Origin of the sequence: Steroidobacter flavus, from assembly GCF_042651805.1 — a bacterium.
In the GTDB taxonomy this organism is placed as follows: Bacteria; Pseudomonadota; Gammaproteobacteria; order Steroidobacterales; family Steroidobacteraceae; genus Steroidobacter; species Steroidobacter flavus.
Genome location: NZ_JBHSDU010000015.1, coordinates 517,769 through 532,036 on the forward strand (window position 1 = coordinate 517,769; position 14,268 = coordinate 532,036).

Consider the following 14,268-nt stretch of genomic DNA (forward strand, 5'->3'; position numbering starts at 1 on the left):
GACCGGCCTGGTCAAATCAAGTCACGTGCCTCATGTCACATGGACCGGGGGCGGCCGGTTCAGCATCACCCAATACAGGCCCAGGCTGCTGACCGCCTCGACGAACGCGCCGAATTCCACCGGCTTGCGGACATAGCTGTTGGCGCCCAGGTTGTAGCTGGCGATCACGTCGGCGTCCTGGCTGGAGGAAGTGAGCACGACCACCGGCAAACTGCGGGTCCGCTCATCGGCACGCAGCCGTTTCAGCACCCCCAGCCCGTCGAGCTTGGGCAGCTTCAGGTCGAGCAGGATCACCGTGGGCGCATTCATCACGTCGCGGCTCGCGTACTGGCCGGTGGCGAACAGGTATTCGATGGCTTCCACGCCGTCACGGACCACCACGATCTCGTGCGCCAGGTTGTTCTTGCGCAGGCTGAGCAGCGTCAGTTCCTCGTCGTCCGGATTGTCCTCGACCAGCAGGATGTAGCGCTCGCTCATTGCTGCCCCTTGGCAATGCTGAAGTAAATCGTCGCCCCGCGATCCACGGCCGCCTCCGCCCAGATGCGCCCGCCATGCCGTTGCACGATACGCTGGACCGTGGCGAGGCCCACCCCCGTGCCGGGAAACTCCCCGGCCGCATGTAAACGTTGGAAGACACCGAAGAGGTTCGCCGCGTATCGCGGATCGAACCCGACGCCATTGTCCTGCACGAAGAACGTCCTCTGGTTTTCGTCTACGTCCGCATTCGTTACCGCGCCGAAGCGTATCTGGGTCACCGGCCTGCCGGCAGTGAACTTCCAGGCATTGTCCAGCAGATTCTCCAGCGCACTCTCCAGCAGCCCCGGGTCCCCCGCCACGATGAGCTGCGGCTCGATGACGATCGCGGCGGCCCGCTCGGGGCTCGCTTCCCGCAGCCGTGCCACGATCACGCGCGCGTACTCCGACAGATCCACCTGCCGCCGCCTGAATTCCACCCGCGTGACCCGGCCCAGCTCCAGCAAGTCATCGATCAAGTTCGACATTCTTTGCGTACCAGCCAGTACGCGATCGATGTAGCGGCGACCGTCCGCATCGATCGTCTCGTAATGCCGGTCGCGCAGCAAGCCGGTAAACCCCGCTATGGCGCGTAACGGTCCCCGGAGGTCATGCGACACCGAATAGCTGAAAGCCTCCAGTTCTTTATTGGACTCCTGTAGCTCTACTGTCCGTTTTCTCACTCGTTCTTCGAGCTCAGCGTACAGACGTGCGTTTTCCAGGCCGACCGCGGCCAGATCGGCGAGCTGGCAGAGCACTCGCTCGTCGTTGGCGGCGAAATCGCCGCCTTGCTTGTCCGCCACGCACAGCGCACCGATCGGGCGCCCGGAGGCCGCGGCCAGCTCGATGCGCACCGCTGGTGGACTCCCCTCCGCCCCCTCCAGCAGCTCATCTGGCGCCACCGATGTGTATTTTTGTGAATGCGAGGTTTTGCAGCTTTCGACCGTGCGTCCGTCGGCACTCTTCAGAACACCGACCGCGACATGCGCGCCCACCAGGTCGCGCGCGATGTCTGTAATCACTTGCAGCAGCTCATCCACCGTGAGCACGGAATTCACTTTGCGGGCCGCGTCCGCAAGCGACGACAGCTGAGTGAGATATTGCTGTCGTTCCAGATCCGCCTCGTTGCGCTCGGTCACGTCCTGCATCGTGCCGATGATGTGAGTGGCACGCCCGGTCTCATCGCGAACCGCGCGGCGCTCGGCATGCACATGACGCACCGAGCCGTCGGCATGTCGCACGCGAAACTGCATTCCGCTACTGGAGGTGTCGCCACGATTCGCTTCACCGTACGCGGCAATGAGCGCCGGCCGATCTTCTTCGAGCACCACACCGAGGAACGTCTGCAAGCTCACCGAGCGTTCCAAGGGGATGCCCAGGATCGCATTGGTCTCGCCGTAGACGTTGAGCCGGTCGCTCGACAAATCGCGCTCCCAATATCCCAACCGTGCAATGCTCTGCGCCAGCTCGACGCGAGTGAGGCTCTCCCTCAACTGCGTCTGCGCGTTCGAATGCGCGATCGCCAGCGCCACCAGACTCACCGCCGCCTGCACCAGCACCAGCTCGCGATCCGTCGGCGCGTACGGGTGCGGGTAGTAAACAGCTATGACAGCGATCAAGCGTCCGCGCGCCCCGAACACCGGCGTGAACCAGCAAGCTCGCAAACCATGCTCCGTGCCCAATGCGGCCAGCTCGCGCCACTCCGGATCGTTCGACATGTCGGCGCAGACTGCCGTTTGTCCGCTGCGTAACGTGTCGGCGCACGCACCGTGCGGCATGCCGAGCAATGTATCCTGGACCACGGAGAGGAAACGCGACGGCAAGCTCGGACTGAGCGCGGCGCGCACGCGTTCAGCCGTTGCATCGAGCACGGTCACGGCGCATTTGGCGTCGGCGTCGAACGCTTCCATGATGGTGCAGATCCGGCGCAAAACATCCGAGAGCGGAAAGCCGCCGACGATCAGTTGCAGGACTTCACGTTGCGACTCACGCAGTCGTTCGGCACGTTTGCGATTGGTGATATCGCGCGCAACGGAATACGTCGCGCCCGTGCCATCGGCGCCCGCGATCCACGAGGACGTCCAGCTCAGCTCGACCGGCGAGCCATCCTTGCGAACATAGCGATTCTCGAACTCGACGACCTGTGCGCCTCGCACGACCGATTCGTGCGCCAGCAGCGTGGCCTGCAGATCGTTGGGATGAACCAGATCCAGAAATTTGCGGCCGTGCAGCTCCTCGGGCCGATAGCCGAGGATGCGAGCGGACGATGCGCTCAGGCGCAGGAAACGGGTCTGCGCGTCGGTGACGCACATCAGGTCCTGAGAGAGATCGAAGACCCGCTGCAGATCGAGCAGCGGTCCGGCCGCCTCAACCGAGGTTTCAATCACCGATGCTTCGCGCGAACCCTGCCCTGCCACCGCCGATACTCCCTGGCGCGACCGTTGCCGTTAGATTGCTCGAAGTCGCACGTCCCCCACTGAATCAAGGGGCAGTGCGACTTCGCGGATTATCGGTGATATCGCCCGGACACGGGCGTGCGATTAATGCGCCTCTTCGCCGCCAATCATCTGCAGCAGCTCTGCAGTGCGCGACTTCATCAGCGCCTCGTTGCCGCGGCTCTCCACGTTCAAGCGAATCAACGGCTCGGTGTTGGACGAGCGCAGGTTAAAACGCCAGTCGTCGAATTCGATGGAAAGACCGTCGGTGAAATCGATGGACTTGGACCCGGGCTGATAGTGCTGCTGCACGCGGGCGATGGTGGCCTTGGCGTCGGCCACTTTGCGATTGATCTCGCCGCTGGCGGGAAACTGCGCGATGCGCTCGCCAACCAGCTGCGACAGGCTCTTGCCCGTCTCGCACAGGATCTGCGCCACCAGCAGCCAGGGAATCTGGCCGGTGTCGCAATAACCGAAGCGACGGAAGTAATGATGCGCGCTCATCTCGCCGCCATAGACGGCGTCGGCCTGGCGCATCACGTCCTTCATGAACGCATGACCCGACTTGGACATCACGGCCTTGCCGCCGAGCGATGCGACCATATCGGTGGTCGCCCAGGTCAGACGCGGATCGTGCACGATGCGGGCGGCCGGCTCCTGCTTGAGGAACACCGAGGCCAGCAGGCCGACGATGTAATAACCCTCGATGAAGCTGCCGGTCTCGTCGAACAGGAAACAACGATCGTAGTCGCCGTCCCAGGCCACGCCGCAATCGGCCTTGTGCTGTTTGATGGCCTCGATGGTGGCGACGCGGTTCTGTTCCAGCATCGGGTTCGGCACCCCGTTCGGGAAGCTGCCGTCGGGCTGATGATTGATCTTGATGAACTTGAACGGCAGGTGCGGCTCGAGCTGATCGACGATCAGGCCGGCGCCGCCGTTGCCGGCGTTGACCACGATCTTGAGCGGCTTGAGCTTGGACTTATCCAGGTACGACAGCAGGTGGTCGATGTATTTCTTGCTCACATCGAGCGCGTGGCGAGTGCCCGGCTTGGCCGGTGTCGCATACTGGTTCGACTCGGCGATGCGCTGGATATCCTTCAACCCCGTGTCGCCGCTGATGGGTCGCGACTGCTCGCGCACGAACTTCATGCCGTTGTAGTCCGGCGGGTTGTGGCTCGCGGTCACCATGATGCCGCCGTCCATGCCTTCACTGAAGGTCGCGAAGTACACGACCTCCGTGCCGCACAGGCCGATGTCATAAACATCCACGCCCGAATCGAGCAGGCCTTTGGTGAGTGCCGCGCACAGCTCCTCGCTCGACTTACGGATATCCCGCCCGACGATCACCCGCTTGGGTTTCAGAAACTCCGCATACGCCCGCCCGATGCGATACGCCACCTCGGGGTTGAGCTCGTTCGGAATCCGGCCACGATAGTCATAGGCCTTGAAGCCGACGATGGGGTTGATGGACATGCGCACTCGTTCCTTATCAGCAAAAGCAAACCGTTGTTAGCAGCGGGGCGACTACTTCTCGCCTTCCCGTCCGTAGCGATCCTCGAAGCGCACGATGTCGTCCTCGCCCAGATAACCGCCCGACTGCACTTCGATGATGTGCAGCGGAATCTTGCCCGGGTTCTCGATACGGTGCTTGACGCCCAGCGGGATGTACGTCGATTGATTTTCCTCCAACAGGAAAATCTCCTCGCCCCGTGTGATCCGCGCCGTGCCCGACACCACGATCCAGTGTTCGGCGCGATGGTGATGCAGCTGCAACGACAAGGTCGCACCCGGCTTCACCATGAGTCGCTTCACCTGGAAGCGCTGGCCGTTGTCGATGCTGTCGTAGCTGCCCCACGGCCGAAACACTTCCCGATGCAAGGAAGTTTCGTAGCGGCCCTGTTTCTTCAGCTGATTGACCAGCTCCTTCACGTCCTGCACCCGGTTCTTCGGCGCGACCAGCACCGCGTCCTTGGTCTCGACCACGACGTGATCCTGCAAGCCCACCGCCGCGACCAGGCGGCTGGTCGAATGCAGATAGTTACCGCGCGAGTCCGCGGTGAGCACGTCGCCAAGCGCGACGTTGCCGTCGCTGTCGGCCGGAATGGCTTCGTGCAGCGCCGACCACGAACCGACATCGCTCCAGCCCGCATCGAGCGGCACGACAACGCCGTGCTTGGTCTTCTCCATCACCGCATAGTCGAACGAATCGCTCGGACAGGCGCTGAATTCCTTGGTGGGCAGACGCGTGAAATCCAGATCGCGTTTCGCGCCGGTGACCGCCTGCGCGCACGCTTCATAAATCTTCGGTGCCAGCTCGCGCAGCTCGCCGAGCACGGTCGAGGCACGGAACAGGAACATGCCGCTGTTCCAGAAATATTCCTTCGATTCGACGTAAGCCTTGGCCGTGGCCAGATCCGGCTTCTCGACGAAACGATCGATGGCATAGGCCGGACCCGGGCCGTTCACCCGCTTGATATAGCCATAGCCGGTTTCGGGCTTGTTCGGCACCACGCCGAAAGTGACGAGCTTGCCTTCGGAGGCCGCCTTGCGGCCGATTTCCAGCGCCGCACGGAATGCGGTCACGTCGCGGATCACATGATCGGCGGGAAGAATGAGCAGCAACGGATCGTTTTCGCTGCCGGCGCCTTTGTTTTGGGGCAAATCGGCAACCGCCGCCATGGCAGCGACCGCCACCGCGGGCGCGGTGTTACGGCCCACCGGCTCAAGCACGATGGCTCGCGACTTGATGCCCGCCTCGAGGATCTGCTCGGCGACCAGGAAGCGATGGTTCTCGTTGCACACCACGACCGGCGCGCCGAGCCCTTCGACTCCGGTGACTCGCGCCAGCGTCTCCTGCAGCATGGTTCCCTTGCCGACCAGGGGCAGCAGCTGCTTCGGATACAGCTCGCGCGACAACGGCCACAGGCGCGTGCCCGAGCCGCCGGAAAGAATCACGGGAATCAACATACGCTGTCACCCCGCCCAATGGCGTAGTACTTCAAACCAAAACGTTTCACAAAGGCCGGGTCATACAGGTTACGGCCGTCGAAAATCACTTTCTTGCCGAGCTGCGAGGCGATCAGGTCGAAATCGGGGCTGCGGAACTCCTGCCATTCGGTGGCGATCGCCAGCGCGTCCGCGCCTTGCAATGCCTCGTTGGCCGATTTCACCAGCTGCAGATCCGGGCGGTCGCCGTAAATTCGATGGACTTCTTCGTGCGCCACCGGGTCGTAGGCCCGCACTTTCGCGCCGGCGGACCACAACGATTCCAACAGCGCGCGGCTGGGCGCCTCACGCATGTCGTCCGTATTAGGTTTGAACGCCAGGCCCCACAAAGCAATCGTCTTTCCGGCCAGGTCGCCGTTGAACACCGTGCGCATTTTCTCGAACAGCACCGCTTTCTGGCGCTTGTTCACCGCTTCGACGGCATTGAGCAGCTCCGCATTGAACTTATGATCGGCGGCGCTGCGCGAAAGGGCCTGAACGTCTTTCGGAAAACAGGAGCCACCATAGCCCATGCCGGGATAAATGAAGTGATAACCAATGCGCGGATCCGAGCCGATGCCCTGTCGCACCCGTTCGATATCCGCGCCCATGCGCTCGGCCAGGTTGGCGAGCTCGTTCATGAAGCTGATCTTGGTCGCAAGCATGGCGTTGGCAGCGTACTTGGTCAGCTCCGAGGAGCGCACGTCCATCACGATCATGCGCTCACGGTTACGCGTGAAGGGATCGTAAAGGGCCTTGAGCAGCTCGGCGGTGCGCGGATTGTCGGTGCCCACCACGATGCGGTCCGGCTTCATGAAATCGTTGATCGCCGCGCCTTCTTTCAGGAACTCGGGGTTGGAGACCACGTCGTACTCGGCCTGCGCGCCGCGGGCTTGCAGCGTCGTGGCAATCTTGGCCTTTACCTTGTCCGCCGTGCCCACTGGCACCGTGGACTTGGTAACCACCACCCGATACTCGTTGATGTTTTTGCCGATCGTCTCGGCGACCGCCAGCACGTACTTCAGGTCGGCCGAGCCGTCCTCATCGGGCGGCGTGCCGACCGCGATGAACTGAAACAGGCCGTGCTTGACGCCCTCGACGGCGTCCGTGGTGAATTTCAAGCGGCCGGCCTCGAGGTTCTTTCTCAACAGCTCGTCCAGGCCGGGCTCATAAATCGGCGATTCGCCGCGCTTGAGCATCTCCACCTTACGCTCGTCGACATCGACGCACAGCACGTTGTTACCGACCTCGGCCAGGCAGGCACCGGTCACCAGGCCCACATAGCCGGAGCCGAAAATAGTCAAACGCATGAGGGGATAACTCGCTGGACTTAAAAGGAAAAATGATCCGCGAGCTTAACGGACCCGGCCAGTGCGGTAAAGGCGTCGGCCCACGGTGACGCCCTGACATCATTCGCCATAACTTGAAAAATTTTCAGCTGCTTGCGAGGGAGAAACCGGAGCTTTGTCGCTTTATCTATTAGGAACAGCAGCTTTGCCACGGACGGCAATAGCTGTCCAAAGGAAGCGCGGGGCGTGCACGGAGGCACGCAGCGGTCGGACACCGACAGGATGTCGGCAACCGACTCGTGACTGCTACGGAATCAGTGGACCCGCAACTCTTCCTGCAAGTCGCCATCGCGCTGCTCCCACGGCTCGAGAAACGACAGTCACAGGGAAAGTGGTCGTCAACAAGAACAGGATGACGAACGCGTGCCCATGCGGTCTTGGCCAGGGAGGCTGGGCTACATTGGTATGCACTCTCGACTCGGTCGCCGCGAGTCGCCGCCCACAGCGGCTCGCGGCGCCATTCGACCCTCAGACCAACACCACATTGTCGAACACCCGGGTGAGCTGCCTGTCCAGCGTCGCCAGCCGTCCGCTATGGATCAGCGCCAGCGTCGCGAGATAGCCCTCGGTCACCGACAGATGCGTCGTCGTGTTCGCCATCGTGCGCCCGAACGCCAGGTGCGCGTAGCCGTCCAGCGGTTCCGGCCAGAACGAATGATCCGGCAGCGCCGTGATCTCGCTCAGATAGCGTTGCGCCACCGAGGGCGAGACGTGGTGCGGGATAGCGGCGTTGGATGACACACGAATGAATGCCAGCTGTGTGACCAGGCAGGTCGCCCAGCCGCTCGCCCGCTCCTTGGCGAACCATTCCTGCACGCGGTCGTGCTCGGTGTGATTCGGCCAGGCCAGGGCGATGAGAACATTAACGTCGAGGAGGTAACCCTTCATTGGCGACGATGGCCTCGACACACTCGACTCTCAGCGCCGCCGCATCCGCGGGCACATCGAGTACCGGAAACTGCCTGTACGCCCGGCGCGCCTGCCGGTTACTTTCCAGCGCCCGCTGGGCCAGCTCCGAAATCACCATTCCGATCGTGTGACCCCGCGCGCGGGCAAGCTGCTTCGCGGTTGCCAGAACAGTGTCGTCGATGTCCAGCGTGGTGCGCATTGCCGGGCATGGTAGCGGCAGCCACCGACTGAAATTCCGCGAGCCTTGTCCGTAATTTCCGAGCAAAAGAAGGCCGGGGAGCACGTCCTGTGCTCCCCGGGTTAGCTCAGGTACGGCAGCTTCCCTGAGGATCGTCCGGCGGGTGGGAGGCACCGGACTGCGGGCATTCCCTCGCCCTGGTTCGCATCATGCGACGCTCAGGGTGGCGAAAACGGCTCGATTAGCGGGCTTTTCGCCAGATATCCGCTCATCGCGGCCGCCACCGGCGTGCTAGCGGCGATACGCGCCGCTCAGCACATCGCGCCACCATGGCTCGTGGCTCAGATACCAGTCCACGGTTCTTGCGATGCCGCTCTCAAACGTTTCCTGCGGTTTGAAGCCGAGCTGTCGTTCGATCTTGCTGGCGTCGATGGCATAGCGCCAGTCGTGACCGGGACGATCGGCCACGAATGCGATCAAGCTGTCGATGCGCTGGCCCGAGGCCGCGGGGCACTTGGGAAAGCGACGCGCCAGGGTCGGATCCGCCGCGAACCGTCGTTCCAACAGCTCGCACAAGTGCCGGACGATATCGATGTTGCGCCACTCGTTACGACCACCGACGTTGTAGGTCTCGCCTACCGCCCCACGTTCCAGAATGACCTCGATCGCGCGGCAATGGTCTTCCACATACAACCAATCGCGCACATTCTCCCCTCGCCCATACACCGGCAGCGGCTTGCCATCGAGCGCGTTGACCAGCATCAGCGGAATCAACTTTTCGGGGAAATGAAACGGCCCGTAGTTGTTCGAGCAGTTGCTGGTTGTAACCGGCAAACCGTAGGTGCGATGGTAGGCGCGGACCAGATGATCGGAAGCCGCCTTGCTCGCCGAGTACGGCGAGTTGGGCGAGTACGGCGTCGCTTCGGTGAACGCGGACGTGTCCGTGTTCAGCGAACCGAAAACCTCGTCCGTGGAGACATGATGAAAGCGCACATCAGCGCGCCACTTTCCATCGCGACACCAGGCCGCACGCGCAGCTTTCAACAGCTCGTGAGTTCCCACCACATTGGTTCGAATGAAATCGTCCGGGCCGGCGATCGAGCGATCGACATGCGATTCCGCCGCGAAGTGCACGACGCAGTCGATCTGCTCCTCTTCGAACAATCGCGCCAGCAGCGCGGCATCGGCGATGTTTCCCTGCACGAAACGAAAGGCGGAATGGCCGGCGATCTCCGACAGATTGGCGCGATTGCCCGCGTAGGTCAGCGCATCGATCACCACCAGTCGTCCGGAAGCGTGGCCGCGCAGCCAGTGATGAACGAAGTTTGCGCCGATAAAACCGGCGCCGCCGGTAACCAGCAGATGTTTCACGCGCGCAGTTCTCTCAATACTTGCCGAAGGTGAGTGCGCCAATGCACCGGCGTCAGCCCGAGCGCGGCGATGGTCGCCGTCACGTCGAGCACACTGTAGCTCGGTCGGTGGGCCGGCGTCGGGTAGTCCTGGGTCTGAATGGGCTGCACATCCACGGATTGAGTCACCAAGCCGAGCTCTCTGGCCTCTTCGTAGATCGCGACGGCGAAGTCATACCAACTGGCCACGCCCGCGTCGGTGAAGTGCGCGATGCCGCGCAACTTGTCGGAGGTCGCCGCCCGCCACACACACTCGCTCAACGACCAAGCGCTCGTCGGCGCACCGATTTGATCGGCCACGACCCGGACCACGGGCCGCTCGTTAAACAATCGCAACATGGTCGCGACAAAGTTGCGCCCGCGGCTCGCATACACCCAGGCGGTTCGCACAAATGTCCAATCCAGTCCTGCATGAGCTGCGATCTTCTGCTCACCGGCCAGTTTGCTCGCGCCGTAGACGCTGAGCGGCTGAGTGGCATCGTCAGGACGATATGGCCGCCCCGCCGCGCCGTCGAACACGAAATCGGTGGAGACATGAATGAAACGAACGGCGTGAGATGCGCATGCACCGGCAAGACCATCGACTGCATCTGCATTGATGGCATACGCCTTCTGTGGCTCGGACTCCGCCAGATCCACAGCGGTGTAAGCGGAGGCATTGATCAGGACCTGAGGTCGATGCGAACGGATCGCCTCCTCGACCGCCTCCCGCCGCGAAATATCCAGCTGCATGCGATCCAAAGCCGTCGCGTCGACGCCGGCGGGAATGTTTCTGAGCAGCGCGCGGCCCAACTGGCCTGCCGCGCCGACGATCAGAGTTTTCATGGCAGGGTCTCGATGCTCCGCCAGGGCAGCCCGTGACGATCCTTCTCTGAGACGATCGCTTCCACACCCGCCGGAATCGGCCATTCGATGCCGAGCTCCGGGTCGTTCCAGAGCAGCGTCCGCTCGCTGGCTGGATCGTAATAGTCCGTGCACTTATATATGAAATCCACGCGCTCGCTCAGCACGAGGAAGCCGTGCGCGAAGCCCGGCGGAATCCACAGCATGCGCCGGTTTTCGGCGCTTAGATATTCGCCCGCCCACTGCCCGAACGTCGGCGAGGATCTACGCAGGTCCACCGCGACGTCGAAGACCTCGCCTTCTCCTACACGGACCAGTTTGCCCTGCGTCTGCTGCAACTGATAATGCAGGCCGCGCAGCACCCATCGACTGGATCGGCTGTGGTTGTCCTGGACGAAATGTGCGGGAATGCCCGCCTCGGCGAATTTCCTCGCTTCCCAGGTTTCCATGAAGAAGCCGCGCGAGTCGCCGAACACCTGGGGCTCGATCAGCACGACCTCGGGCATGCAGGTCCGCTTGAAAATCATTCGATGACTCGTTCTTCCAGCATGCGCAGCAGATATTTGCCGTACTGAGTATTCCCAAGCGGGCGCGCCAGCTCGCGAACTTGCTCGGCACCGATGAAGCCGCGTCGATAAGCGATCTCTTCGGGACAGGCGACCTTCAACGCCTGGCGTGTCTCGATGGCTTCGATGAAAGTGGCCGCCGCGATCAGCGATTCGTGAGTGCCCGTGTCGAGCCATGCGTAACCGCGCCCCATGACCTGGACCTGCAGCTCGCCCCGGCGCAGGTATTCATTGTTGAGATCGGTGATTTCCAGTTCGCCGCGCGCTGAAGGTACGAGCCGCTGCGCGAATTCGAACGCGCGCTCGTCGTAGAAATACAGGCCCGTCACCGCGTAGTTGGAGCGCGGCTTGGCCGGCTTTTCCTCGATGCCGAGCGCGTGGCCGCTCGCATCGAACTCCACCACTCCATATCGCTCGGGATCTTGAACGTGATACGCGAACACACTCGCACCGCTGCGCTTCGCGGCGGCGTCGCGCAGGAGCTGGGTCATGCCGTGGCCATAGAAGATGTTGTCGCCGAGCACCAGCGCGAACGATTCATTCCCATAGCGCTGCCCGGCAATCCGGATGGCTTCGGCGATCCCGCCCGGCCGCGCCTGTTCGGCATAGTCGAACGTCATGCCCCACTGCTCGCCGGTGCCGAGCAACTGACGGAAGCGCGGCAGGTCCTGCGGCGTGGAGATGATCAAATGCTCGCGAATCCCCGCCAGCATCAGCACGCTGAGCGGGTAATAGATCATCGGCTTGTCGTAGATGGGGAGCAGCTGCTTGCTGGTGACCAGCGTCAGCGGATACAGGCGGGTGCCGGCGCCGCCGGCCAGGATGATGCCTTTACGCATGGACCGAAGAGGTTCGAAGCGAAGGACATCATCTCAGAGGAAAAAGTCAGTTCAATGACTGGTCGGTCCGTGCGGCGGCGTGCTGACGCGCAGACGCCGTGTTTGTAGCGCGGTGACGTTCTTCAGCTCGGCGTGCGTGAGGGCCACCTTGCGACTCCAGACCAGATCCTGGATATCGCCGGTCGGCTTGTATTCCGCGACCGTCTGCATCAGCAGCTGGCGCGCCTTGTCGCAATCGAAACGGCTCAAGGCGAGCGACATGTCGTCGAGCACCTGCTGCACCTGATGCCAGGGCAGCGAATGCTCCATGGCACGCATGATCATCGAGTGCTCGGTGCCGGTCACGTTGGTGCCGATGAGCAGCTCTTCGAACAATTTCTCCGCCGGGCGCAGACCGGTGTAGACGATCTCGATATCGCCATCCGGATTCTCATCGTCGCGCACCGTCAGACCCATCAGGCTGATCATGCGCTTGGCCAGGTCGGCGATGCGCACCGGCTTGCCCATGTCCAGCACGAACACGTCGCCACCCTTGCCCATCGAGCCCGCCTGCAGCACCAGCTGCGCGGCTTCGGGAATGGTCATGAAATAGCGAATGACGTCCTTATGCGTAACCGTAACCGGTCCGCCGCGACGGATCTGCTCGCGAAACAGCGGCACGACCGAGCCGGAGGATTCCAGCACGTTTCCGAAGCGCACCATGCAGAACCGGGTGTGGGTGCTGCGCATCTGCAAGCCTTGCAACACGATCTCCGCGAACCGCTTGGTCGCACCCATCACATTGGTGGGATTGACCGCCTTGTCGGTGGAGATCAGCACGAACGTTTCCACGCGCGCTTCCAGCGCTGCTTCGGCTGCGTTCCAGGTGCTGAAGATGTTGTTGTAGATGCCTTCGACGACGTTCTGCTCGACGATGGGCACATGCTTGTACGCGGCGGCGTGATAGATGGTCTGCACGCCGTAGATCTGCAGGATTTCCTTCACGCGATGCTTGTGATGCGCATCGCCGAGCAGCGCCACGACGTCCACGGTCAGGCCTTCGGAGGCAATCAGCGCCTTGAGTTCACGCTCGATGTTGTAGAGCGCGAGCTCGGACATTTCGAAGAGCAGCAGCTGTGTCGGCTGCAGGCGCACGATCTGACGGCACAGCTCCGAGCCGATCGATCCGCCCGCACCGGTGACCATCACCACTTTGCTCGCGATACAGGCATCGAGCAGGCGCGCATTGGGCGGTACGGCGTCTCGACCGAGCAGATCGCCGGCATCAACGTCGCGCACGTCTTCGACACGAGCATTGCCCGAGAGAATGTCGCCGTAGTCCGGCACCGTCTGCACCAGCAGCGACAGTGGCTCGATGGCTTTCAGGATTTCCTGGCGACGACGCCGGGATTGCGAAGGCAGCGCGAGCAGCACTGCCGCCACGCCCTCATTGCTGACCAGGTCCGGCAACGAGCGCGGTGAGAACACTTCGAGGCCGTTGATGGTGCTGCCTTGAAGCGAGGTGCTGTCGTCGATGAATGCGATCGGGTGATAACGACCGCTGCGGACCAGGCCGGTGGCCAGCTGCACGCCGGCGCCCCCGGCGCCGTAGATCACGACCCGCTGAGTGCCATTGGACCAGCGGAAATTCAGCAGACCGCGAATGATGAACCGGCTGCCGCCGACATAGATCAACGCGAACGACCAATAAATCGGCAAGGCGGAAATCGGAATGGCGCGGTTCGGCCAGAAAAACGCCAGCACCGACAGCAGGATCACTGAGGTTGTGACGCCGGTCACAACCGCGAAGATCGCCCGAGGGCCGAGATATCGAATGACCGCGCGATACAGCCCCATGCGCGCGAAGATCGGCACGCAGGTCAACAGCGCCGCGCCGTAAATCCACTCGGTGCCGCCGCCGTCGTGATTGACCGTGCCGAGGCGCAACGTGATCGCAGTCCACAGCACCAGCGGAATGCCGAGCGTATCGGCACACAACATCAGCAGACGCTTGCTCGAGCGCGGCAAGTGAGCCAAGTGGTTGACTAGGCGCTCAATCCACTTGGGCATGGATTCGGTCACGAATTCACTCCTTGGTGACTACTGCTGGTCCGCATTGGGTAAAAGTCGACCGCGAGCCGCATTTCCGTCGGCCATGCCTTTTTCTTCGCGTCCTGATAAGGAAAAAATTCGAGAAGTACGCCGAAGTTACTGAGTGGCGGCGAATTCTCCCAGAACTCGTCACTATTTGCACTGACTCCGA

General features: G+C 62.4%; 12 protein-coding genes. All 12 read right to left on the reverse strand.

Translation table 11 applies throughout. The features are described from left to right. Positions 1–30: 30 nt before the first annotated feature. Positions 31–477 carry a response regulator gene (locus ACFPN2_RS30045; RefSeq protein WP_380603599.1) on the reverse strand — a complete coding sequence of 149 codons (447 nt, stop codon included), beginning with the start codon at positions 475–477 and terminating at the stop codon, positions 31–33. After that, positions 474–2,900: a PAS domain S-box protein gene (locus ACFPN2_RS30050; protein ID WP_380603601.1), complete on the reverse strand. Its 2,427-nt coding sequence runs from the start codon at positions 2,898–2,900 to the stop codon at positions 474–476. Before ACFPN2_RS30050 ends, ACFPN2_RS30045 begins: the two co-directional genes overlap by 4 nt. A gap of 153 nt (positions 2,901–3,053) precedes the next feature. Beyond that, positions 3,054–4,421 carry a phosphohexomutase domain-containing protein gene (locus ACFPN2_RS30055; protein ID WP_380603603.1) on the reverse strand — a complete coding sequence of 456 codons (1,368 nt, stop codon included), beginning with the start codon at positions 4,419–4,421 and terminating at the stop codon, positions 3,054–3,056. A gap of 51 nt (positions 4,422–4,472) precedes the next feature. Then, positions 4,473–5,915: a mannose-1-phosphate guanylyltransferase/mannose-6-phosphate isomerase gene (locus tag ACFPN2_RS30060; RefSeq protein ID WP_380603605.1), complete on the reverse strand. Its 1,443-nt coding sequence runs from the start codon at positions 5,913–5,915 to the stop codon at positions 4,473–4,475. Continuing rightward, the gene (locus ACFPN2_RS30065) at positions 5,909–7,243 is read right to left on the reverse strand and encodes a UDP-glucose dehydrogenase family protein (protein ID WP_380603607.1); all 1,335 of its coding nucleotides are present in this window, start codon (positions 7,241–7,243) and stop codon (positions 5,909–5,911) included. The genes ACFPN2_RS30060 and ACFPN2_RS30065 overlap by 7 nt, the downstream gene beginning before the upstream one ends. Before the next feature lie 507 nt (positions 7,244–7,750). Next, positions 7,751–8,170: a TA system VapC family ribonuclease toxin gene (locus ACFPN2_RS30070; RefSeq protein WP_380603609.1), complete on the reverse strand. Its 420-nt coding sequence runs from the start codon at positions 8,168–8,170 to the stop codon at positions 7,751–7,753. Beyond that, a complete protein-coding gene (locus ACFPN2_RS30075) occupies positions 8,145–8,390 on the reverse strand; it encodes an antitoxin (RefSeq protein WP_380603611.1) in 246 nt (81 codons plus the stop codon). Before ACFPN2_RS30075 ends, ACFPN2_RS30070 begins: the two co-directional genes overlap by 26 nt. Positions 8,391–8,660: 270 nt before the next feature. Then, positions 8,661–9,740, reverse strand: coding sequence for a dTDP-glucose 4,6-dehydratase (gene rfbB / locus ACFPN2_RS30080; RefSeq protein ID WP_380603613.1), 1,080 nt, complete (start codon positions 9,738–9,740; stop codon positions 8,661–8,663). Further along, entirely contained in the window at positions 9,737–10,603 is an 867-nt protein-coding gene (rfbD, locus tag ACFPN2_RS30085; protein WP_380603615.1) for a dTDP-4-dehydrorhamnose reductase, read from the reverse strand. Before rfbD ends, rfbB begins: the two co-directional genes overlap by 4 nt. Next, on the reverse strand, positions 10,600–11,148 hold the full coding sequence (rfbC, locus tag ACFPN2_RS30090; RefSeq protein WP_380603617.1) for a dTDP-4-dehydrorhamnose 3,5-epimerase: 549 nt from the start codon (positions 11,146–11,148) through the stop codon (positions 10,600–10,602). Before rfbC ends, rfbD begins: the two co-directional genes overlap by 4 nt. Continuing rightward, entirely contained in the window at positions 11,145–12,026 is an 882-nt protein-coding gene (gene rfbA / locus ACFPN2_RS30095; RefSeq protein WP_380603619.1) for a glucose-1-phosphate thymidylyltransferase RfbA, read from the reverse strand. The genes rfbC and rfbA overlap by 4 nt, the downstream gene beginning before the upstream one ends. A gap of 51 nt (positions 12,027–12,077) precedes the next feature. Further along, complete coding sequence (locus tag ACFPN2_RS30100) at positions 12,078–14,087, reverse strand: polysaccharide biosynthesis protein (protein WP_380603621.1); 2,010 nt, start codon at positions 14,085–14,087, stop codon at positions 12,078–12,080. Positions 14,088–14,268: the final 181 nt, after the last annotated feature.